Source organism: Kitasatospora sp. NPDC059803 (assembly GCF_042732255.1).
Taxonomy (GTDB): domain Bacteria; phylum Actinomycetota; class Actinomycetes; order Streptomycetales; family Streptomycetaceae; genus Kitasatospora.
Genome location: NZ_JBHWIJ010000129.1, coordinates 1,309 through 22,507, shown reverse-complemented (window position 1 = coordinate 22,507; position 21,199 = coordinate 1,309). Strand labels below are relative to the sequence as shown.

Annotated in this window: 16 protein-coding genes and 2 pseudogenes; 8 read left to right on the top strand and 10 right to left on the bottom strand. The window is 72.1% G+C overall.

Annotation, left to right across the window (positions count from 1 at the left end; translation table 11 throughout):
* Window positions 1-191: 191 nt before the first annotated feature.
* Complete coding sequence (locus ACFV6I_RS21145) at window positions 192-1,769, bottom strand: alpha/beta hydrolase (protein ID WP_380426942.1); 1,578 nt, start codon at window positions 1,767-1,769, stop codon at window positions 192-194.
* Window positions 1,770-1,984: 215 nt separating this feature from the next.
* A pseudogene (locus tag ACFV6I_RS21140) lies at window positions 1,985-2,083 on the bottom strand (oxidoreductase); the annotation flags it as partial.
* A 210-nt stretch (window positions 2,084-2,293) separates the two neighbouring features.
* On the opposite strand from ACFV6I_RS21140, the gene ACFV6I_RS21135 reads away from it, so the two are divergent.
* The 3 genes from ACFV6I_RS21135 (at window position 2,294) to ACFV6I_RS21125 (ending at window position 3,825) form a co-directional block, all read left to right on the top strand.
* Entirely contained in the window at window positions 2,294-2,938 is a 645-nt protein-coding gene (locus ACFV6I_RS21135) for a hypothetical protein (protein ID WP_380426940.1), read from the top strand.
* Window positions 2,939-2,972: 34 nt separating this feature from the next.
* Window positions 2,973-3,383 carry a PPOX class F420-dependent oxidoreductase gene (locus ACFV6I_RS21130; RefSeq protein WP_363373882.1) on the top strand — a complete coding sequence of 137 codons (411 nt, stop codon included), beginning with the start codon at window positions 2,973-2,975 and terminating at the stop codon, window positions 3,381-3,383.
* Window positions 3,384-3,540: 157 nt separating this feature from the next.
* Window positions 3,541-3,825 (top strand): cytochrome P450, encoded by a 285-nt coding sequence (locus tag ACFV6I_RS21125; RefSeq protein ID WP_107453162.1) that lies wholly within the window; start codon window positions 3,541-3,543, stop codon window positions 3,823-3,825.
* 68 nt (window positions 3,826-3,893) lie between these two features.
* On the opposite strand, the gene ACFV6I_RS21120 is transcribed toward ACFV6I_RS21125, so the two are convergent.
* Together ACFV6I_RS21120 and ACFV6I_RS21115 are read right to left on the bottom strand one after the other, a co-directional pair.
* On the bottom strand, window positions 3,894-4,544 hold the full coding sequence (locus tag ACFV6I_RS21120) for a dihydrofolate reductase family protein (RefSeq protein ID WP_380426938.1): 651 nt from the start codon (window positions 4,542-4,544) through the stop codon (window positions 3,894-3,896).
* A 121-nt stretch (window positions 4,545-4,665) separates the two neighbouring features.
* A complete protein-coding gene (locus ACFV6I_RS21115) occupies window positions 4,666-5,478 on the bottom strand; it encodes a DMT family transporter (protein ID WP_380426944.1) in 813 nt (270 codons plus the stop codon).
* 138 nt (window positions 5,479-5,616) lie between these two features.
* Between ACFV6I_RS21115 and ACFV6I_RS21110 the strand changes: the two genes are divergently transcribed.
* Window positions 5,617-6,522 (top strand): LysR family transcriptional regulator, encoded by a 906-nt coding sequence (locus tag ACFV6I_RS21110; protein ID WP_380426936.1) that lies wholly within the window; start codon window positions 5,617-5,619, stop codon window positions 6,520-6,522.
* A gap of 58 nt (window positions 6,523-6,580) precedes the next feature.
* On the opposite strand, the gene ACFV6I_RS21105 is transcribed toward ACFV6I_RS21110, so the two are convergent.
* Window positions 6,581-7,996: an SMI1/KNR4 family protein gene (locus ACFV6I_RS21105; protein ID WP_380426933.1), complete on the bottom strand. Its 1,416-nt coding sequence runs from the start codon at window positions 7,994-7,996 to the stop codon at window positions 6,581-6,583.
* Between the two features lie 142 nt (window positions 7,997-8,138).
* Window positions 8,139-8,768 carry a TetR family transcriptional regulator gene (locus tag ACFV6I_RS21100; protein ID WP_380426931.1) on the bottom strand — a complete coding sequence of 210 codons (630 nt, stop codon included), beginning with the start codon at window positions 8,766-8,768 and terminating at the stop codon, window positions 8,139-8,141.
* 68 nt (window positions 8,769-8,836) lie between these two features.
* On the opposite strand from ACFV6I_RS21100, the gene ACFV6I_RS21095 reads away from it, so the two are divergent.
* From ACFV6I_RS21095 to ACFV6I_RS21085, 3 genes are all read left to right on the top strand, one after another.
* A complete protein-coding gene (locus ACFV6I_RS21095; protein WP_380426929.1) occupies window positions 8,837-10,318 on the top strand; it encodes an FAD-dependent monooxygenase in 1,482 nt (493 codons plus the stop codon).
* Window positions 10,319-10,490: 172 nt separating this feature from the next.
* Complete coding sequence (locus tag ACFV6I_RS21090; protein WP_063352578.1) at window positions 10,491-11,069, top strand: TetR/AcrR family transcriptional regulator; 579 nt, start codon at window positions 10,491-10,493, stop codon at window positions 11,067-11,069.
* Window positions 11,070-11,212: 143 nt separating this feature from the next.
* The gene (locus tag ACFV6I_RS21085) at window positions 11,213-12,589 is read left to right on the top strand and encodes a hypothetical protein (protein WP_380426927.1); all 1,377 of its coding nucleotides are present in this window, start codon (window positions 11,213-11,215) and stop codon (window positions 12,587-12,589) included.
* A gap of 68 nt (window positions 12,590-12,657) precedes the next feature.
* On the opposite strand, the gene ACFV6I_RS21080 is transcribed toward ACFV6I_RS21085, so the two are convergent.
* From ACFV6I_RS21080 to ACFV6I_RS21065, 4 genes and pseudogenes are all read right to left on the bottom strand, one after another.
* Window positions 12,658-13,035, bottom strand: a complete 378-nt coding sequence (locus ACFV6I_RS21080) for an SDR family NAD(P)-dependent oxidoreductase (protein ID WP_380426925.1) — start codon at window positions 13,033-13,035, stop codon at window positions 12,658-12,660.
* Window positions 13,032-13,436 carry an SDR family NAD(P)-dependent oxidoreductase gene (locus tag ACFV6I_RS21075; protein WP_380426923.1) on the bottom strand — a complete coding sequence of 135 codons (405 nt, stop codon included), beginning with the start codon at window positions 13,434-13,436 and terminating at the stop codon, window positions 13,032-13,034. The genes ACFV6I_RS21080 and ACFV6I_RS21075 overlap by 4 nt, the downstream gene beginning before the upstream one ends.
* Window positions 13,437-13,468: 32 nt before the next feature.
* Window positions 13,469-13,822, bottom strand: a pseudogene (locus tag ACFV6I_RS21070) (SDR family NAD(P)-dependent oxidoreductase); the annotation flags it as partial.
* A gap of 102 nt (window positions 13,823-13,924) precedes the next feature.
* Entirely contained in the window at window positions 13,925-14,761 is an 837-nt protein-coding gene (locus ACFV6I_RS21065) for a helix-turn-helix domain-containing protein (protein WP_380426921.1), read from the bottom strand.
* 952 nt (window positions 14,762-15,713) lie between these two features.
* On the opposite strand from ACFV6I_RS21065, the gene ACFV6I_RS21060 reads away from it, so the two are divergent.
* Window positions 15,714-21,199: hypothetical protein (locus tag ACFV6I_RS21060; RefSeq protein WP_380426919.1), on the top strand; the 5,486-nt coding region annotated here is incomplete at its 3' end.

Genomic DNA, 21,199 nt, shown 5'->3' with positions numbered 1-21,199 from the left:
CCCGAACGGCGGCGGGGGCACGGGCCGGTGCCCAGGAGGTGCTGGGCGACGAGCCCGCCGACCGGGTGGCCGATGATCACGGGCGGGGTGTCGAAGGACCGCACGACGCGCGCGTAGTGATCCATGAGCACGCCGAATGACTCAGAACTCGCGCAGATCGGCGGGGTGGGGGCTTCGACGGTGCCGTGGGGCTAGTTTCCGCAGGTCAGGTCCTTGGCGGGCAGCCGGCCGGTGGTCAGGTAGCGGTTGACGTCGGCGCTCGCGCAGGACGGGCCGGCCACCACCACACCGTGGCCCTCGCCGCCGGCCACCGTGATCATCCGTGCGCCGTGCAGCGCCCGCCGCATGCCCTGTGCCATGGCCAGGGTCGCCTGCGGGTCCCACTGGTTCTGCACGATCAGCGCGTTGACGTCGTTGTTCACCACGGTGGCCGGCTCGCCGGGCGCCCGCTTCCAGAACGCGCACGGCTGGATGTTGGCGCCCAGGTCGCCGGCCAGCGGGTAGCGGGCCTTGTCCCGGATCGCGTCCCGGCGGTACTGCTCGGGGTCGCGCGGCCAGTCGCGGGTGTCGCCGCAGAAGACGGCCCACACGACGGCGGCCCGGTTGTTCTCCGGGTCGACCGGGGCGACCGGGTCGGCGGCCCGCGCGCCCGCGCCCTCGTCGGCGGCCCGGACCTGGGCGGCATCGGACACCGCCGCACCGGCCACGTCGGCCACGCCGGTCGCCCCGGCCGAAGCAGCCGAAGCGGCCGGCCCGCCCGCGGCTGCGGCCTTGAGCGCGACGATCCAGGGCGTGACGGCCTCGACGCGGACGAACTCGGCGTACCTGGACCGGATGGCGTCGCCGCTGAGCGCCCCGCCCTGCGCCGGAACGGGCGTGCGGTCGGCGTGGGCGATCAGGTCCCAGTACGCCTTCCGGACCTCCGCCGCAGTCGCGCCCAGCCCGTACGCGGTGTTGCGGGCGGCGGCCCACTCCGTCCACCGGGTGAAGGCGAGTTCGGCCCCCGCCGACCACCCCCGGAACATCCCCCGCCACGCGAGCGCCGGATCGAGCGCGCTGTCGAGCACGAACCGGTCCGCGCGCCGGGGGAACATCTGCGTGTAGACGGCGCCCAGGTAGGTGCCGTACGAGTACCCGAAGTAGGAGATCTTCTGTTCCCCCAGCACCGCCCGGACGACGTCCATGTCCCGGGCCGTGTTGCGGGTGGTGATGTGCGCCAGCGTGTCCCCCGCCTTGGCCCGGCACTTGTCGGCCACCGTCCGGGCCCGGGCCACGTCCTCGCCGAACTTCCCTTCTGCGTAGGGGTGTTGGTAGACCTGCTCGTCGGGCGTCAGGCCGCAGCCGACCGGCGAGCTCTGCCCGACCCCGCGCGGGTCGAAGCCGACCAGGTCGAACCGCTCCCGCACCTGCGCCGACAGCAGCGGCTGCATCTCCACGGGCAGGCCCAGCCCCGGGAAACCCGGGCCACCGGGATTCATCAGCAGCACTCCGTGCCGCTGCTTCGCGCTGCCCGCCTTGATCCGCGATATCGCGAGGTCGATCCTCCGGCCCCCGGGGTTGCCGTAGTCCAGAGGCACCTTGACCTTCGCGCACTCGAACTCCGCCGGCCCGCCCGCGTCGCAGCGCTCCCAACGGAGCTCCTGCTGCGCGTACTGCTGGAGCGGGTCCCCGCCCGCCGCGAACGCCGTCACCGGGGTGAGCGCCGCGATCACGGTCGTCACCGCGCCGACCGTCAACAGGGAGATCGTTCGTCCGTCTCGCAGCGCCATGCCCGTCCTCAGTGCAGAATCGGTGTTCTCGGATCGCCTCCAGTCTCCGTTCAGGCGCACTCGTCCCCCGTACGGCGCAGGGATGGGTTCATGATCAGACTTGCGGCGTACGCCGACGGGCTGACGTAAGGCCAGAGTCCCACTTCCCGCCGGCCGTCGGTCAGGGTCGACGGCCTATCGGCCGCCTGCCAGCGCTCGCGCCGCGCACTCCTCGGCCCGCAGCCTGCGACGTTCCCTCGTAGGTGTGCCACCGACGAGGTGCCGCGGATCAGCAGGATGTTCGGCGACCGCCGCAGCAGCCAGGCCAGGGTGATCCACCCGTCGCGGCGGTTGCGGATGGTGGTTGTCGATTGTGCGATGTCCTGTCGACGCCGCCTCGCCCTGTCGGCGCGCTGCTCGCCCGGGCGTCGGGAATGGTACTGCACGACCCCAGGGAATGCCGTCCACCGCCTGCACCCTCCTACACGGAAGCTCCAGCGTGAGTACCATGCGCAACGTCATCCATTACTAAGGAGTGAACGGTTGTGACCAGCCAACCAGCCAGCACGCTCCGTACGCGGCTCGTCGATCAGGCCGCATCGGATCTGGAAGAGAACCGTCGGCGTCAGCAGGAACTGGCCGAGGAGGTCAGGATGCTGAAGCAGGAGGAAGCCCTCCTGGCCGACATCCTCCAGCTCGCCGAACGGTACGAGGGCCTGTCGGAACCCTCGCCCCTGCCCCAGCAGGCACAGGACGAGCCCGTGCTCGCCGGGGCGAAGCGACGCCGGGCGTCCGCTTCGGCCCCCGCCCGCACACCTTCGCCGCGTTCGGCTCGTTCGGCACGGACGGAGAAGACGGCGAAGCCCGCGAACAAGGCGCGGACGATGCAGGCGGGCAAGCCGGCGCGGGCCGCCGCGGCGGGGAAGTCGCGGCAACCCCTGCTCGGAGAGCTCCTGTTGTCCCTGCTCAGCGGTCACGACGAACCGCGCCTGGCGAAGGAGCTACGGGACGAACTGCTGGTGAAACACCCGGACCGCACCCCCACCGCGCAGGTCGTGCGCAACACCCTGGAGTCGCTCGTGGCCAAGGGGAGCATCCAGCGCCACAAGCAGCAGCGGTCCGTGCTGTACACGCTCGCCGAGTCCGGCCGGCACGCGCTCGCGGCGCAGGAGGGCACTCAACGGCCTTGACCTCAACCGCCCTTGAGCTCCTAGGGTCGTCCGCATGATCTTCACCGAGAGGGAGCGCGAGTACCTGCTCGCCCAGCCACTGGCCCGACTTGCCACCATCGGTCCCGACGGCCGGCCGCAGATCCGCCCGGTGGGCTTCAGGCTCAACGACGACGGGACCATCGACATCGGCGGGCCCGCCATGGCCCGCAGCCAGAAGTACCGCAACGCGCAGGCCCGCCCCGAGGTCTCCGTCCTGGTCGACGACCTGGCTCCGGCCGATGACCCGGTCGCGGGCGGGTGGGGGCGCGGGGTCGAGATCCGGGGCCGGGCCGAGGTGCTGACCGTCGACGTGCCGCCGGTGGCGCCCGACCGCTTCAGCCGGGACATCGTCCGCGTCCACCCCCGCAGGGTCATCACCTGGAACCTGGAGGAACGGGGGTCCGCCGCCCGCGACACCGGGTGACGAGGGGGTCGGAGTTCGTCGTGGATGCGGTCCGCGTGGACGTCGTACGTGGTGCCCCCGATCCCGGGCTTCTCCTCGTTCGGCGCTCAGGAACGCGTACGTGTGTCCACCGGCCTCGCGTATGACAGTCACGTGCCTCGCCCATGCGGTCACGTGACTGCACCGGGACCCCCGCTGGTACCGCAACCCCGGCGCGTTCGACCCCGACCGCTGGGACCCGCAACGGCACCCCGCTCCCCCGCGCGGCGCCTACCTGCCCTTCGCCGCCGGTGTGCACGGCTGCCCCGGCGGCGACTTCGCCCTGGCGGAGCTCACCCTCCTGACGGCGGCGGTCACGGCCGCCTGGCGAGTGGACCCGGTTCCGGGCAGCCGCCCCCGCCCGATGGCGGCGGCCACCCTCGGCCCCGCGCCCCTCACCGCGACCGTGACCGCGCACTCCTGAGCCCGCCTCCGAGCCTGCCCCTGAGCGGCCGTCACCCGGGCGTCGGCCGCCCGAGGCGGGCCCTCACGTCACCTCCGCCAGAACAGGTGGTGCGTCACCCCGCTCGGGCTGGGCACCACCTCCAGGTGGAACCGGTCGAGCAGTTCGTCGGGGGACTCCCAGAGCCGTAGCCCGGGGCCGAGCTCCACCGGCGACACCGCCACATGCAGGGTGTCGACGAGGTCGGCGGCGAGGAACTGCCGGATGGTGCCGACCCCGCCACCGAGCCGGACGTCCTTGCCCTGCGCCGCCTCCCGCGCCCGTGCGAGGACCGTGGCCGGGTCGCCGTCGACGAAGTGGAACGTGGTGTCGGAGAGCGTGAACGACGGACGCTCGTGGTGGGTCATGACGAACACCGGAGTGTGGAACGGGGGTTCGTCACCCCACCAGCCGCGCCACTCGTCGTCCTGCCAGGGCCCGCGCTGGGGCCCGAACTTGTTGCGGCCCATGATCTCGGCACCGATGTTGCGCGCGAAGTCCCGCGTGAAGTAGTCGTCGAGGCCCCGGCTCCCCCCGGGAGCCGTCCGCATGGGCCAGCTCGCCGTGGCCCCGGCCCAGGCGAACAGCTTCTCGGGATGGTCGTGGCCGAACGGACGCTCGAAGCTCTGGTGCTCACTGGCACCGGCACCGACGCCGTCACTGGAGACGTTGAAGTTCATGACTCTGAGCAGTTGGTCCACGTGTTCCCTCGTCAGGTCTCGTCGTCGCGTCACCGTGCGGCAAGGCGCCGCACATCATGACGTCGCAGCGGACCCGGCCGAATCGACATCGGCCCGAAACTTTTTCCCGGGGCTCCGCTCATCACTCGGGGTTGGCGGGGGCGGTGGTGACGGCGACCGCGTTCGCTCCGACGATCACCAGCATGGCGAGCCAGGACGCCGCGCCGAGGTGCTGGCCGAGCACGACGAGACCGATCAGCGCGGCGAAGACCGGGTTGACGCTCATGAACACGCCGAAGAACTGCGTGGGCACCCGCCGCAACGCCAGCAGATCGGCCAGGAAGGGCACCGCCGAGGACAGCACGCCGGCGGCCAGCGCGCAGGCCAGGGCGGCGGCGGTCGGGGGACGAAGGCACAGCACCACGATGCCGACGGGCAGGTAGAGCACCCCCGAGAGCGCGGCGGCGGCGGCCGAGCCCTCCAGCCCGGGCAGGCGGCGGCCGACGACACGGTTGAGCAGGATGTAGCCGGCCCAGCACACCGCCGCGAGCAGGGCCAGGACGATGCCCGGGTAGTCGGTGGAGGGCGAGGGCCGGGCCAGGACGACCACCGCGGCCGCGGCGGCCACCGCACACAGGGCGTCGATGCGCCGGCGCGAGCCGGCCAGGGCCACCGCGAGCGGGCCGAGGAACTCCAGGGTGACGGCCAGCCCGAGCCCGATCCGGTCGATCGCCGTGTAGAGGGACAGGTTCATCACGGCGAACACCATCGCGAGCCCGAGGACCGGACGCCACTGCGCCACCGTGAACGACCGCGGCCGCGGCCTGCCGACCGCCCACAGCACCCCGGCGGCCACCCACTGGCGGACGGCCACCACACCCGCGGGACCGATCACCGGGAAGGCGAGCGCCGCCATCGAGGCTCCGGCCTGGTTGGACAGGCCGGAGCCCAGCATCAGCGCCACCCCGGCCAGGCGCCCGTCGCCCTGGGCGGTGACGCCCTCATGAGAACTCTTCAGCACCATGCCCTCCACAGTGGAGCCCGCGCAGCCATACGCAAAATGCATTCACCGACCCATTGATACGCTCGGCGTATGGATGAGCGACGACAAAGTCCCGCCGATCTGGAACTGAAGCACCTGCGCTGCCTGGTCGCCATCATCGACACCGGCAGCTTCACCGACGCCGGCCCCCAGCTGGGCATCTCCCAGGCCGCCGTCTCCCGCAACCTGCACGCCCTGGAACAGTTCCTCGGGGTGCGGCTGCTGCACCGCACCAGCCGCACGATCGCGCCCACGCCGGCCGGCGTACGGGTTCTCGCCCGCGCCCGCGTCCTGCTCGCCGGCGCCGACGACCTGGTCGCGGAAGCGACCGCCGGCCACGCCCGACTCCACCTCGGCCACGCCTGGTCCGCCTTCGGCCGCCACACCACCGACTTCCAGCGCCGCTGGCACGAGCGCCACCCCGACGTCGAGCTGCGCCTCGTCCGCCACAACTCCCCCACCGGCGGGCTGGCCGAAGGCATGTGCGACCTCGCCGTCGTCCGCGCCCCGCTCGACCTGAAGCCCTGGTCGCACGCCCTGGTCGGCCACGAACACCGCATCGTCGCGCTCGCCTCCGACGACCCGTGGGCCCGCCGGCGCAGCATCCGCCTCGACGAGATCCCCGCCCGCACCCTCGCCATCGACCGCCGAACCGGCACCACCGCCCTGAACCTGTGGCCCGAGGACCAGCGGCCCGCCGTCATCTACACCCACGACATCGACGACTGGCTCGCCGCCATCGCCACCAGCCGCTGCATCGGCGTCACCCCCCAGGCCACCGCCGCCCAGTACCGCCGCGACGGCATCGTCTACCGCCCCCTGCGCAACGCCGCCCCCGTCCCCGTCCACCTCATCTGGCGCCGCCAGGACCCCCACCCCGCCACCCACGCCGCAGTCGCCCTCGCCATCGACCTCTACCGCGAGAAGCCCGACTCCCCACCGCCCCCGCGAAAGTGACAGCGGCACCCCAGCAGGGCCGCCTCACTCTCCCGGGCACACGAGATCCGCGACAGGGCTACGGCAGGGGGCCGAGGTCGCCTTCGATGACGGTCTCCGTGATCAGGGGGCGCTCCCACAGGGTGAGGAGTTCGTTCGCGAGGGCCATGATCGGGCGCAGGTCGTGGTCGCTCGGGGCCTCGATGGCGGCGGCCGACAGGCCGCGGGGGACGGCGCCGGCGTCGAGCAGGCAGCGCCAGTCCTCCGGGGTCAGCTCCAGGAACTCCAGTCCGGTCAGCCGGGTGACCTCCCGGGGGTCGGCGAGCGCCCCGGGGCCGGCGTAGAGGGTGCGGAGCCGGGGCAACCCGATGACAGGGGTCAGACTGACCGGTTCGCCGCGCCACCCTCCGAGGGTCAGGACCTCCAGGTCGGGGTGGGCCGCCGCCTCGACGCTGTTGGGGACTTCGCCGTGGAGCCTCGCCACCACCGGCATCGGGTCCAGGCTCCGACCGGAGTACCAGCTCCGGTCCGGGTCCCGCACCAGGTCGGTGAGGGACTCGGCGAACAGGCAGGCGCCGACGCTCCGCTCGTGGTCGAGCACGATGAGCTGCCCGAGGTGGCCGCCAGGGCCGGGGGTCAGGTCGACGACCACCAGGTCCCCGCCGCCGGTGTCGCCGATGACGATCCACCCGGGCGAGCCGACCAGGTCCTGCACGGCGGCGTCGGGCGGGGTGACGCACGCCTCCGTCGCCGCGTGCTCCCAACGGAACGAGGAGCGCGAGCGGTCGGCGATGACGAGCCCGTTCAGGGAGCTCAGCTCGAAGCCGAGCGCGTCGCCGACGCGGTCGGACGCCTCCCAGCACGCCTCAGCCTCCTCGACGTCCTCGTCGTTCTCCCTGTGCTCCCACCACCGCGCGGCGGTCACCCGGTAGAGCACCTTGATCTCCTCGGGCAGCGCCACACCCAGGCGGGCCTCCGCGGCGGCGATCTCCTCCTCGGTGGCGCCGGTCTCGTCGGGCATCCGCTCGCGCAGCGTCCGCTCCAGCAGCTCCAGGTCCACGGAGGGGGCCGGCGCCGCCCCGGGCACCGGCTCGGGCAGGCGCCGCCACGGCTCGGGCACCGCGCCCTCGACCAGGGTGAGCGCGCCGGGGTGGGCGTTGCCGATACCCGGGTCGACGGCCGGGCCGTGGTCGAACAGATGGAGCGCCGCCTTCCCGCTCGCCGGTATCTCCACGGCGAAGGCGACATCACCGGTCCCGGCCTCGATGAGCGCCGCCCGGACGCGTTCGATCGCGTCGTGCTGCTCCTGGTTGTCCGACACCAGCATGGCCCGCCCGGCCTTCGGGTAGCGCATCCTCACCGGCACGCTCCACCCTTGCCGGCCGATCAGCCCCGCCACCTCGCCGCCCGGCGCGGCGAGCGCCTGCGCGTGGTCAGCCCGCAGGAGCCGCAGCAGGGGCTCCCAGGTCGCGAAGTCGTACAACGAGGACGGCAAGGACGGCAAAGGCGACGAGGACGGCAAGGACGACGACGAGGACAACGAGGGCCTCCAGCAGATCCGGTGATCACGGCAGTGGCGATTATGACGCCCACCCCCGACAGTTCGGAGTGCCCCGGGAGGCCGATGCACCTGGGCGCTACCCGTGCTGCCCCAGTCCGTCGCGCAGCAGGTCGAACGCCCGCTCGGCGGCGCGGACGGCCTCCGGGTAGCGGTCGTCGGCGGACGCGCCGCCTGCCAGGCATTCCTGGTTCAGGACCGCCAGTTCCCGCTGCACCACGATCACCTGGGCGGCCACCAGCCGTGCGTCGAGCGGGTCGACGCCCGCTTCCAGCAGTGCCTCGGCCAGTGCGTCGCTTCCGCGCACGGTGTAGCGGATCATCCGCGCCGCCAGGCTCTCGGTACCGACGATCATGCGGAGGAAGGCCATCACCTCCGGGTCGTCGCACAGGCCGGTGTTGGGGTCGCGGCGCGCCAGGGCGTCGAGCATGGCGGCGCGCAGCGCCTCCAGCGGCGGCTGGTCGGCCGGGCGGGCGCGCACCGTCCGGGCCGCTTCGCTCTCGTGGTCGGCGAACCGCTGGAGTACGAGGTCCTCCTTCGTCGGGAAGTAGGCGAAGAGGGTCCGCCGGGAGACCTCCGCCGCCTCCGCGATCTCGGTGATCGAGACCTGGTCGAAGCCCCGGTCGAGGAAGAGGCGGATCGCCGTCGCCGCGATCGTCTCCCGGGTGCGTTCCTTCTTGCGTTCCCGCAGGCCCATCTGCTGATTCATGCACTCAGTCTACCTCGTGGTAGACTGAGTGCAGAATTGCACCCAGTTTCTTCTTTCGGGAGGTCATCGTGCGAACCGAGGTCATCGTGGTGGGGGCGGGCCCGACCGGGCTGATGCTGGCCTACGAGCTGACGCTGGCCGGGGTGCCGGCCGTCGTCGTCGAGAAGCAGCGCACCCCCAGCACCCAGTCCCGGGCGGGCGGGCTCCAGCCGCGCACCGCCGAAGTACTCGACCTGCGCGGGCTGCTGGAGCCGCTGCTCGCGCAGGAGCCGTCCGAGACCACCGGCGGGCACTTCGCCACCCTGCCGGTCGAGCTGGACTGCCGGCCCTGGCGCACCCGGTACCCCCACCCGGTCAACGTTCCGCAGGTCCGGCTGGAGGCCCACCTCGAACGGCTCCTCGGCGAGCGGGGCGTCCCCGTGCTCCGCGGCCACGAGGTGACGGCGGTCACGCAGGACCCGGAGGGGATCACAATCACGTGGCACGCGGACGGCGCCCCCGGCGGCGGTGAGGCCCGGGACGGAGGTGAGATCCGCGGCCGCTACCTCGTCGCGTGCGACGGCGGGCACAGCACGGTCCGCCGGCTGCTGGGCGTCCCCTTCCCCGGCCGGGAGCGCCGGATGTCCGCCGTCGCGGCCGACCTCACCCTCGCCTCCCGGTCCGAGACGGTCCCCACCGAGCGCAAGCACTTCAGCCAGTACACCCGCGTGGCCGGCGGCTTCCACGCGATCCTGCACCCCATCGGCCCGGACCTGTACCGGATGCTGTTCGGCAGGCTCTCCGGACAGGGCCCGGACCGCGAGACGCCGGTCTCGGCCGACGAGGTCCGCGAGGCGCTGCACGCCGTGTACGGCCCCGACACCGAACTGGGCGAACTGCGCGCCGCCTCCCGGTTCGGCGACGCCGTGCGCCAGGTCGAGCGCTACCGCGAGGGCCGGGCGTTCTTCGCCGGGGACGCGGCGCACATCCACATGCCGATCGGCGGCCAGGGCGTGAACCTGGGCCTCCAGGACGCGGTCAACCTGGGCTGGAAGCTCGCCGGCACGATCTGCGGCTGGGCGCCCGACGGTCTGCTCGACAGCTACCACGAGGAGCGGCACCCCGTCGCCGCGCGCGTGCTGCGCCACACCCGGGCCCAGGCCGTGATCATGAATCCCGGCCGGGACGAGGAGCTCGGCACGGTCCGCGAGCTCGTGACCGAGCTGCTGGGTCTGCCCGACACCAACCGGTACGTCTCGGGCATGATGTCCGGCCTGGACCTCCGGTACCCCGGCGTCGGCCCCCGGCTGATCGACCTGGACCTGACCACCGAGGACGGCCCGACCCGGGCGAGCCGGCTGATGCGCTCCGGCCGGGGCCTGCTGCTCTCCCTCGACGGCAGGCGGCGGTCGGTCGGCGACCGGTCCGACCGGGTCGAGCACGTCCTGGCGAAGACCGACGAGGACGTGGACGGCGCCGGCGCCCTCCTGGTCCGCCCGGACGGCTACCTCGCCTGGACCGACACCGACGGCACCCCGCTCGACACGGCCCTCGCCCGCTGGTTCGGCTGAGGCCCCGGGCGGTTCGTCGGTACGCCGCGGTCCACGGCACACCGACGGACCGCCCGTCTCGCTGTCGCCACCTGCCGCACGGGGCATCCGCCGGTTCCACGGAGGCCTCACGTCGGGAGGAGCGCGGCCGCTCTATCTGGAGCATTCGATCCAGATAGGCTACGGTGAAACCATGGCAAGGACCCGGGAGTTCGACACCGAGGCGGCGGTGAGCCGCGCCATGGAGCTGTTCTGGACGCGCGGCTACGAGGCGACCTCGGTGCGCGACCTGACCCAGCACCTGGGGATCGGGCAGGGGTCCCTGTACGCGGCGTTCGGCGACAAGGCCGGCCTGTACCGGGCCGCACTGGACCACTACCGCGCCACCCTCGCGGCGGATGCGCTGCGCAGCCTGGAGGAGGGGACGGATGTCCGCTCGGCGATCCGCACGATGCTGATGGAGCGGGTCCGCATCGCCGCCGAGCACGGCGGTCGGGGCTGTCTGGCGGTCAATGCCGCCTGCGAGCGCCTACCGGGGGACTCGTCGATCCGGCGCACCGTGCGGGACATGCAGGATGTCAGCCGGGACGCGCTCGCGGAGGTGCTGCGGGTCGCGGCGGAACGGGGTGAGATCGCGGCGCGGCACGACCCGCACAGCCTCGCCGCCTTCTTCGTCACCTTCCTCAACGGGCTGCTGGTCTCCTCGAAGATCACACCGGACCCCGAAGCCCTCGAACCCGTCGTGGAGGTCGCGCTCGCCGCCCTCGACTGATTTTTTCATGCCCGCAATCTGTATCGCACGATCCATATTAGGGGCCGGACCCGCATCCGGCGCTCCACCTCTGCTCCATCCCTGCTCCATCGAAACGCTCCCTCTGCTCGATCGAAACGCTCCATCGACACTTCGGAGGACCCGTGCCCATCGCGCCCACCCCGAGTACGCCCGCTCTCGGCGGCAGCCGCTGGAACACCTTCCCCGCGGCCGGCACCGCCCTGACCGCCCGTGAGTTCTTCACGGCCACGGAGCCGCTGCTCCAGGGCGTCATCGATGACAACGCCCTCACCGCCGCCGACAGCGAGGTGCTGGAGACCCAGATCCGCACGACCCTCGCCCTCGGGACCCGGGAGACCTCCCTGCCGCTGGCCATCGGCCCGGGCAGCGCCCCGGCCGCTCGCGAACTGGGCGCGCAGGCCGAGGAGATCGGCCATGAGCTCGCCTCCTGGGCCGCCGCGGCCCTGGAGCGGCTGCTCGCCGACCGGATCGCGCTGCCCGCCGGCCCGCTGATCGTCCGCAGCCACTGCTACGGCCACCTGCTCACCCCTCCCGCGACCGACCTGCTCCTCGGCCGCCGTGGCGGACCCGTCACGATGCAGCTCTACAACGAGTGGCTGCACCAGGCCGTCCTGCTGCGCGACGCCCTGCTGCCCTTCACCAACTGGCAGGACGTCCCCCTGCTGATCACTCCGACCGGGCTGCGGCACATCGAACCGGCCCGGGACGCGTTCCTCACCGAACTCCTGGTCCGCCGGATCCGGCACACCAGCATCGTGGCCTTCGCCCGCCACGCCGTCACCGGCACCTCCGACACGTCCGGCACCTCCAACCCCTCCGGCCCGGCCGGCTACGGCTTCGAGTCGAGCGGCGGCACCGCCCTGCCGGCCGTCCTCGACCAGCCGCCCCTGACCGCCCCCCGGTACCTGCTGACCTGGCGCCCCGACCCGGCCGCCGACGAAACCGTCACGCACGTCGCCGAGTTGCGGGACTACTACGCCGCGCCGCGCACCCTCGTCGAACACCTGCCGCCCGCCACCGCCGCACCGGGGCCGCTCACCGGCCGCATCGTCGCCGGGCCGGTCGCCGACGGGGCCCGCACCGCCGCCATCGAGCTCACCCACGACGGCGCCACCGCCCACGTCGACCTCGGCCAGGCCCTGCGCGGCCACCGCTTCGCCCACCGGCCGGACGGCGCCACGGGCGCCAACGCGCTGCCCGCCGACGCACTGGCCACCAACCCGCCCGCCGCCGCGGACGTGTGGACGGCCCTGCGCGCACCGGGGCTGGTGTGGACGGAGGCGGGCGACGCCGTCCTGGACGCCACCGGCCAGGACGACCTCGTCGTCCTGGCCCTGCTCGGCCGGCTCTACCCGGAAAACGTCACCCTGCACCCCGCCGACCACCCCGTCACCCACCCCGGCGACCGCACCACCGACCACCCCGCCGACCGGGCGACCGCCTCCGGCAACGGCCCGAGCCGGCTGGTGGCCCGGGTCGACCCGCCGCGGACCAGCTGACACCCGCTCCACCTGGAAGGGGCCGCCCCTCGGTAGCCGACACCCGGCCACCGGGGGGCGAGTACGGGTCAGCCGGCCCGGTAGCGGGTGGCGAGTTCGGGGCTCTGCGCACCGAACGCCGCCAGCTCGGCCCGGAAGACGGCGTCGAGGAGGCTCGCGTCCTCGACACCGGGCGCGCAGACGACTTCGCCGAGTTGCAGGCCGCGCAGGGCCGCGGTGACGACGTCCTCGGCACTCATCCTGGGTGCGGCGCTCAGATCGAGGCCCTGGCGCTCGTGGAACTCGGTGGCCACCACCCCCGGACAGACGACCTCGACCTGGACACCGGTGCCTTCGAGCTCGGCCGACAGCGTCTGGCTCATCGCGACCACGTGGGCCAGGGCGCCGGCGTAGACGGCGCGGCGGGGCAGCTGGGAGTGCGGGGCGGGGCCGCTGAAGGCGATCATGCCGGCCACGTTGATGATCGCGCCCCGGCCGCGCTCCTGCAGCCCGCGACGGCGGCACGGGTGAGCAGGGTGGGGGCGAGGACCTTGACGCCGACCAGTTCGCGGGCCAGGTCCGCGGGCAGGTCGGCGAGCGGCATGTAGTGGGCGACGCCCGCGTTGTTGACCAGCAGCGTCAGCGGTTCGGCCGCGCAGATCCGCGCGACGGTGTCGATGCCCTCGCCGGTGGACAGGTCGGCGGCCACGGATCGCACCTCGACCCCGGTGTGGGCGGCGGCGAACTCCTCCAGCCGCTCCCGGCGCCGGCCGACCAGCACCAGGTCGTAGCCGTCGCCGGCCAGCCGCTCGGCGAATGCCCTGCCGATCCCGGAGGTGGCGCCGGTGACGAGTGCGAGGTTGCTCATGCGCGTCGTTCCCTGTCGGTAGTCGGCCGTGGCGGCCGGAAGGCGTGGGTGACGCGGACGAGGCCGAAGACGTTGGTGGCATAGACGCTCTCCAGGTCGGCGGCGGTGATCTCCGCAGGCGGGTTCCACCTGCCCGAGATGCCGGCGTTGTTGACCAGGACGTCGAGCCGGCCGGCCTCCTCGCGGATCAGCCGCGCGGCGGCCTGGACGGACTCCTCACTGGTGACGTCGAGCTGTACCGCGCGGGCACCGATCCGCTCGGCCGTCTCCCGGCCGCGCCCCAGGTCGCGCGCCCCGAGGTAGACGGTGTGTCCGGCCCCGGCCAGTCGGCGGGCGGCCTCCAGGCCGATCCCGCGGGTGGCTCCGGTGATGAGTGTGGTCGTCATGGCGTGCTGTGAAGGCGTCGGGCCCCTCGTGATCCGGGGCTCCTCGCGCCTTCACCTCCTTTCCGGGTGGGTGGAAAGCGCACGGTCGCGCCGTGCGCGTTCCTACGGTGTGCTCAGGGCTGTGAGCCGTTGTCTGCTCTCCTCGTCGGCGGCGGGCATGACCGCGAGGAACTGGTCGCGTTCCTGGGCGACGGTGAGGACCTGCCAGTTCAGCCGGACCTCGCCGACGACCGGGTGCAGGATGCGCTTGCTGCCGAAGCTCCTGCCGGAGACCCGGTAGGTGGTCCACCAGTGCTGGAAGTCGGAGTCCTCGGCGCTCAGCTCGGCGACCAGTTCGGCGAGCCTGGGGTCGCTGGGGTAGCGGCCGGCGTCCATCCGCAGGTAGGCGACGCACTCGCCCGCCGACAGGTCCCAGTCCGGCAGGCGCTCGCGCGCCCGCGGGTCGAGGAACGTCAGCCACAGGTAGTTGCGGTGCTCCTCGGGGACCGCGGCGAAGTCGAGCAGCAGCTCGGCCGCGAGGTCGTTCCAGGCCAGGATGTCCGTGAACCGGCCCAGGACCACGGCGGGCGTGGTCCGCAGATCGGCCAGTACGGCCAGCACCGCGGCGGGCACGACCTGGTGCCGTGAACGCCGCTGTCGGCGGGCTGGGGCCAGGTCGGCCAGCTGGCGCAGGTAGTCACGCTGGTCGTCGTCCAGCAGCAGGGCGCGGGCCAGCGCGTCCAGGACACTGCCGGACGGTGCGGGCAGCCGGCCCTGTTCGAGGCGGGTGTAGTAGTCCACGCTGATCCCGGCCCGCCCGGCCACCTCCTCCCGGCGCAGCCCGGCCACCTTGCGGGACCGTTCGTACGCGGGAAGTCCGACCTGTCGGGGCGAGACCTCGGCGCGCCGGGCACGCAGGAACGTGGCGAACTCCCGGCGCTTGTCGTTGTTCGTGCTCACACCGGCCACTGTGCCAGGGCGCCGCGCGAGCTGGGAGGACATGTTTTTCCCTGGAAGAACGTGTCCTCCCAGCCTGCACCAGCGGACGGCTCTCGATCTGCCGGACGGTGCTCGTCGACGCCGAACAGAACCGGCAGGCCGCGCGGGCGGCACGGCGGGGCGCAGCGCGGCACTTTGGTGTGCCCGCGTTCTGATCGCAGCCCCGCCCCTCCACCCCTGCCGCCGGAGCGGCCGGGCCGAGGTCGGGCCGGGCCGGGCGTCGGATCCCGGGAACCGGGTGTGCCACGGGCGGCGGTCTGCGGTGTGGCCAGCCGGGTGAACCTTCGCCAATTTGTCCGCATTGCCTCGTTTATCACATTTTTTTAAGAAAAACTGACTGCCGAACAGCCCGGCTTGTCCTGCCCTGCTGCGCGGCGGCCCCGTGCGTCCAGTACTCGCCGACGCCGGCCGTTCGTCCGACAGGCCCTGGGAGCACCGATTCACCAGACACCGGCAACAGACGCGGCCACTGATCCGCCCGACGATGCGTCCGACGATGCGCACGACCCGGTGTGCCGAACGGTGCTGCCCGACCGAGGCCGCCGCCGATCGCGGCTGACGCTCCGCCGGCTCTCCCCCGGACCGGTCCGGACGGTGCGGCGCCCCCGGCGCGGGCGGGCGCCACCGGACGGACCGTAGGTCCGACTCCACCGCATCTCCCAGACCCGTGTACCGGCAACTCGGCCGGCCCCCTTCTGTTGCTCCCTCAACGCGCCGCCACACCATCCGCAACCCCCGTTCCGCTTCTCCGGGCCGACGCGGCCCCGGCGCAGGATCGAAAGGAATCGTCATGAGGCGCTGTGCGACCACACGCACGGCCCGGGACCGCCGCCGTGCAACCCCATCCGGCGTACGACGGCAGGGCGGGGCGTTGCACGCCCGGTCCCCGTACGGACCCGAGGCACGCGCGGCAGTGGCCGGACTGCTCGGCATCGTCGCGAGCATCGGGCGACTGGCCCGCAGGACCGCCGTCGCGCTCCTGCCACCACGCGAAGGCTCCGCCGCCGAGGCTCTGCGGGCCTTCCGCGCCGCGCTCGCCGTGCTGGTGGCGGTCGCCGCGACCGTCACCTCGCTCACACTGCCGGCACACGCCGCCCCGGCCACCCCGCGTGCCCCCTCCACCGGGAAGCCGGCGGGCCGGCAACAACCGGTGACGTTGGAGAAGACCGGGACCGACCTGGCGACCGGCAGCAGCACCACCACCACCCAGGGCGACACCGTCCAGTGGGTGGTCTCGGCCACCAACCCGGACGGCGCCCCCGCCAACACCGTGATCACCGACGTGATCCAGGGCGGCCCGGGCAGCACCCCGCAGACCCAGTCCTACGTGCCGAACTCGCTGAAGGTGCCTCCGGGCTTCAGCAGGCAGTGGTCCACCGACGCCGGCACCTCGTTCACGTCGACGGACCAGGGGGCGGCCACCAACGCGATCCGGGCGACCAACCCGGTGTTCGCGTCCCCGGCGACCGGTCAGGTGGTACAGATCCCACCGCCGTTCACCCCCATCAACACCGCCACCGGCGGCGACGGCTTCACGCCGATCCTCTATACCGCCACCATCAACGGCATGCCCACGCCCGAGGTGTGGAACATCTACCACCACGGCGCGTCCAGCCAGGCTGCCGTGGTCTGCACGGACCTGCTGACGAACGGTCCCTGTCCCCTGCCGGACGGCACACCGGCGTCCTGGCCCCAGCCGCTCAACTCCGCGGCCGTCGGCGGGACGAGTGGGGACCTCGGCAGCACCCGCACGCCCACCTACGTACAGTCCGGGTCCAAGCTGTACTACGCGGCCGTCAGCCGGGTGACCTTCGCCGAGATCGGCGTCGGCTGCATCGACCTCCAAGCACAGAAGAGCTGCGGCTTCGTGCCTCTGCAAACCGGCTCCGGCAGTGTCGTCGGCGGCGTGGTGGAAGCGCCGAACGGTCTGATCTACGCCGTGTCCGGCACCGGTGAGATCCTCTGCTACGACCCCACCGCCAACGCGTCCTGCGGAACCTTCTCCATCGGCCTGCCCCCCAACGAGGGCCAGGGCGGCTTCACCGGGGACTACTCGGGCACGATGACGGTCATCAACGGCAAGATCTACGTCAGCGACAACGAACCGGTGCCCAATCCCACGGTGATGTCCTGCTTCGACCCGACGACGAACGCGGCCTGCACCGGCTGGACCACGCCCAAGGTCCTGGTCACTCCGACGGCCGGCGGCGCCGCTCGCGCGGACAACGTCTTCGCCACGTACGACTCCGCAGGCACCGCCATCGGCGTCTGCTCGGTGGTCGGCGGCGTGCTCGCGGAGACCAACCCGCCGGTGGGCACCGTGGTCTGCTTCGACTTCGTCGGCAACCCGATCGCCGCGGCGCCAGGCCTACAGACGCTGGTCAGCACCAACGTGGCCTCGGGCGAGAGCAACTTCCAGATCCCGCTGACCATCACCGCCCCCAACGGGCACCTGGACACCGAGTTCCCGTACTGGATCTACCTGGGCAACACGCCGACCCTGAACAGCACCGAGTACTGCTACGACTGGACCACTCAGTCGCCGTGCGGCTCGTTCGGCAACGCGGGCGTCGTCAACGGCCCGCCCAACGTCGACGGCGGCTACACCAGCCCCTACGGGTTCGCCTACGACGGCCAGTGCAAGTACAGCCTCGGCGACGTCGGGTTCCTGTTCTCGATGGACCCGACCACCGGCGCCTCCCCGTGCCTCAAGACCAAGGCGCAGGGCAGCCTCGACCCGAGCGCGTACTACTGCGACGGCAAGACGGGGCACGTGACGTCGTACGGCACGGTGAGCCTCGTCGACATCGATCCCACGACGGTCAACTTCGCGCAGTCGTCGGTGACCGTGAAGGACTCGAACGGCACGACCCTGGGCACGTTCCCCTTCGACACCACCACCATGAAAGCCGACATCTCGTCCGTCCCGATCAGCGCCTCACCGATCCAGGTCGTCGCCAACCTCACCCTGATCAGCGGGGCGTCGTTCACTCCGGACAACCAGCCGAAGATGCAGGTGACGTTCGTCGGCGACCCGCCGCAGGTCTGCTACCAGACCAAGGTCAGCGAGGACTGCACCGTCACCTCGGTGAGCGACCAGGCCACAGCGACCACCAACGGCATGGCCCCGGTCACGTCCAACACCGTCACCCTCCAGGTGACTCCCGGGCCGTCCTGCAAACCTGAGCTGACCGTGCTCAAGGAGGTCTGCACCTCGGCGAACCCGGGTGACTGCGGGCCCGGCGGCAGCGGCCCCTGGGCGAGTCTCACCACGGTCGCACCGGGCGGTACGGCCTACTGGCGCATCACCGTCACCAACCCCGGGACGGTCCCCGTCACGGGCATCACCCTGACGGATGCCGTCACCCCCGCGTGCGCCACAGCGGCAGGAACGTTCAACCTGGCGGCGGGGGCCAACAGACAGGTCTTCTGCAACCTCCCCGACGTCACCGCCCCGACGACGAACGTCGTCACGGCGACCTTCCCGGGGCCCGGCGGCACCCCCATCACCACACCGCCGTCGGAAGCGACCGCCAACGTTCCGTCGCTGGCCATCGTCAAGGAGGTCTGCACCTCGGCAACCGCGGGTGACTGCGGGCCCGGCGGCAACGGCCCCTGGGCCGGCATCACCACCCTCCCGCCCGGCGGCACCGCATACTGGCGCATCACCGTCACCAACACCGGTGCGGTCCCGGTCAACGACATCACCCTGACGGATGCCGTGACCCCGGCGTGCGCCACAGCGGCAGGAACGTTCAACCTGGCGGCGGGAGCGAACAGACAGGTCTTCTGCAACCTCCCCAACGTCACCAAGCCCACCACCAACATCGTCACGGCGACCTTCCCCGGACCCGGCGGCACCCCCATCACCACACCGCCGTCGGAAGCGACCGCCAACGTGCCGTCGCTGGCCATCGTCAAAGAGGTCTGCACCTCGGCAACGGTCGCCAACTGCATCGAGGGTGGTAACGGCCCCTGGGCCGGCGTCACCACCGTTCCGCCCGGCGCCACCGCGTACTGGCGGATCACCGTCACCAACACCGACGGCGTCGACATCTCCGGCATCACCCTGACGGATGCCGTCACCCCGGCATGCGCCACGGTCGCCGGAACGTTCAACCTCCCGGCAGGGGCGAGCACCCAGGTCTTCTGCAACCTCCCCGGCATCACCACCTCGACGACGAACGTCGTCACGGCGAGCTTCCCCGGCCCCGGCGGCACCCCCATCACCACACCGCCCGCCGAGGCCACGGTCGACGTTCCGTCGCTGGCGATCGTCAAGGAGGTCTGCACCTCGGCAACCGCCGCCGACTGCGGATCCGGCGGCAGCGGCCCCTGGGCCGGCGTCACCACCGTCGCCCCCGGCGGCACCGCCTACTGGCGCATCACCGTCACCAACACCGGTGCGGTGAACATCTCCGGCATCACGCTCAACGACGCCGTCACCCCGGCATGCGCAACGGCCGCCGAAACGTTCGATCTGGCAGCGGGAGCGAACAAGCAGATCTTCTGCAACCTCCCCAACGTCACAAAGCCCACTACCAACGTCGTCACGGCCACCTTCCCCGGCCCCGGCGGCACACCTCCGATCACCACACCGCCCTCCGAAGCAACCGCCAACGTTCCCTCGCTGGCGATCGTCAAGGAAGTGTGCACCTCGGCAACCGCCGCCGACTGCGGGCCCGGCGGTAGCGGCCCCTGGGCCGGCGGCACCACGGTTCCGTCCGGTGGAACCGCCTACTGGCGGATCACCGTCACCAACGACGGCCCCAGCAACATCACCGGCATCACCCTGACCGACCCCGTCACCCCGGCGTGCGCCACGGCCGCCGGCACCTTCAACCTGGCGGCAGGAGCGAACAAGCAGATCTTCTGCAACCTCGCCAACGTCACCCAGGCCACCGCCAACGTCGTCACCGCGACCTTCCCCGGACCCGGCGGCACCCCCATCACCACCCCGCCCGCCGAGGCCACCGTCGACGCTCCGTCACTGACGATCCTCAAAGAGGTCTGCACCTCGACCACTGCGGCCGACTGCGCCAGCGGTGGTAGCGGCCCCTGGGCCAAGACGACCATCATCCCGTCCGGTGCCACCGCGTACTGGCGGATCACCGTCACCAACACCGGGACGGTCCCCATCGCGGGCATCACCCTGACCGATGCCGTGACCCCGGCGTGCGTGACGGCCGCCGGAACGTTCAACCTGGCGCCGGGGGCGAACAAGCAGGTCTTCTGCGACCTCGCCAACGTCACCACCTCGACCACCAACGTGGTGACAGCCACCTTCCCCGGCCCCGGTGGCCATCCCATCACCACACCACCGTCGGAAGCAACGGCTGACGTTCCGTCGCTGGCGATCGTCAAGGAGGTCTGCACCTCGGCAACCGCCGCCGACTGCGGATCCGGCGGCAACGGCCCCTGGGCCAGCATCACCACCATCGCACCGGGCGGCACCGCGTACTGGCGGATCACCGTCACCAACACCGGTGCGGTCCCGGTCAACGACATCACCCTGGCCGACCCCGTCACCGCGGGCTGCGTGACGGCGGCCGGCACGTTCAACCTGGCGCCGGGAGCAGACAAACAGATCTACTGCAACCTCCCCAACGTCACCACCTCGACCACCAACGTCGTGACGGCCACCTTCCCCGGCCCCGGCGGGACCCCCATCACCACCCCGCCCTCCGAGGCAGCAGTTGACGTTCCTTCCCTGACGATCGTCAAGGAGGTCTGTGCCTCCACCACAGCCGCGAACTGTGGGCCCGGCGGCAGCGGCCCCTGGGTCGGCGTCACCACCCTCCCGCCCGACGGCACCGCCTACTGGCGCATCACCGTCACCAACACCGACGGCGTCGACATCAACGGCATCACCCTGACCGACACCGTCACCCCGGCATGCGCCACAGCCGCCGGCACCTTCAACCTGACGCCGGGAGCAAACAAACAGATCTTCTGCAACCTCCCCAACGTCACCCAGTCCACCACCAACGTCGTCACCGCGACCTTCCCCGGCCCCGGCGGCACCCCCATCACCACCCCGCCGTCGGAAGCAACCGCCAACGTGCCGTCGCTGGCCATCGTCAAGGAGGTCTGCACCTCGACAACCGCCGCCGACTGCGGGCCCGGCGGCAACGGCCCCTGGGCCGGCATCACCACCGTCGCCCCCGGCGGCACCGCCTACTGGCGCATCACCGTCACCAACACCGCCGGCGTCGACATCAACGGCATCACCCTGACCGACACCGTCACCCCGGCATGCGCCACAGCCGCCGGCACCTTCAACCTGACGCCGGGAGCGAACAAGCAGATCTTCTGCAACCTCCCCAACGTCACCCAGTCCACCACCAACGTCGTCACCGCGACCTTCCCCGGCCCCGGCGGCACCCCCATCACCACCCC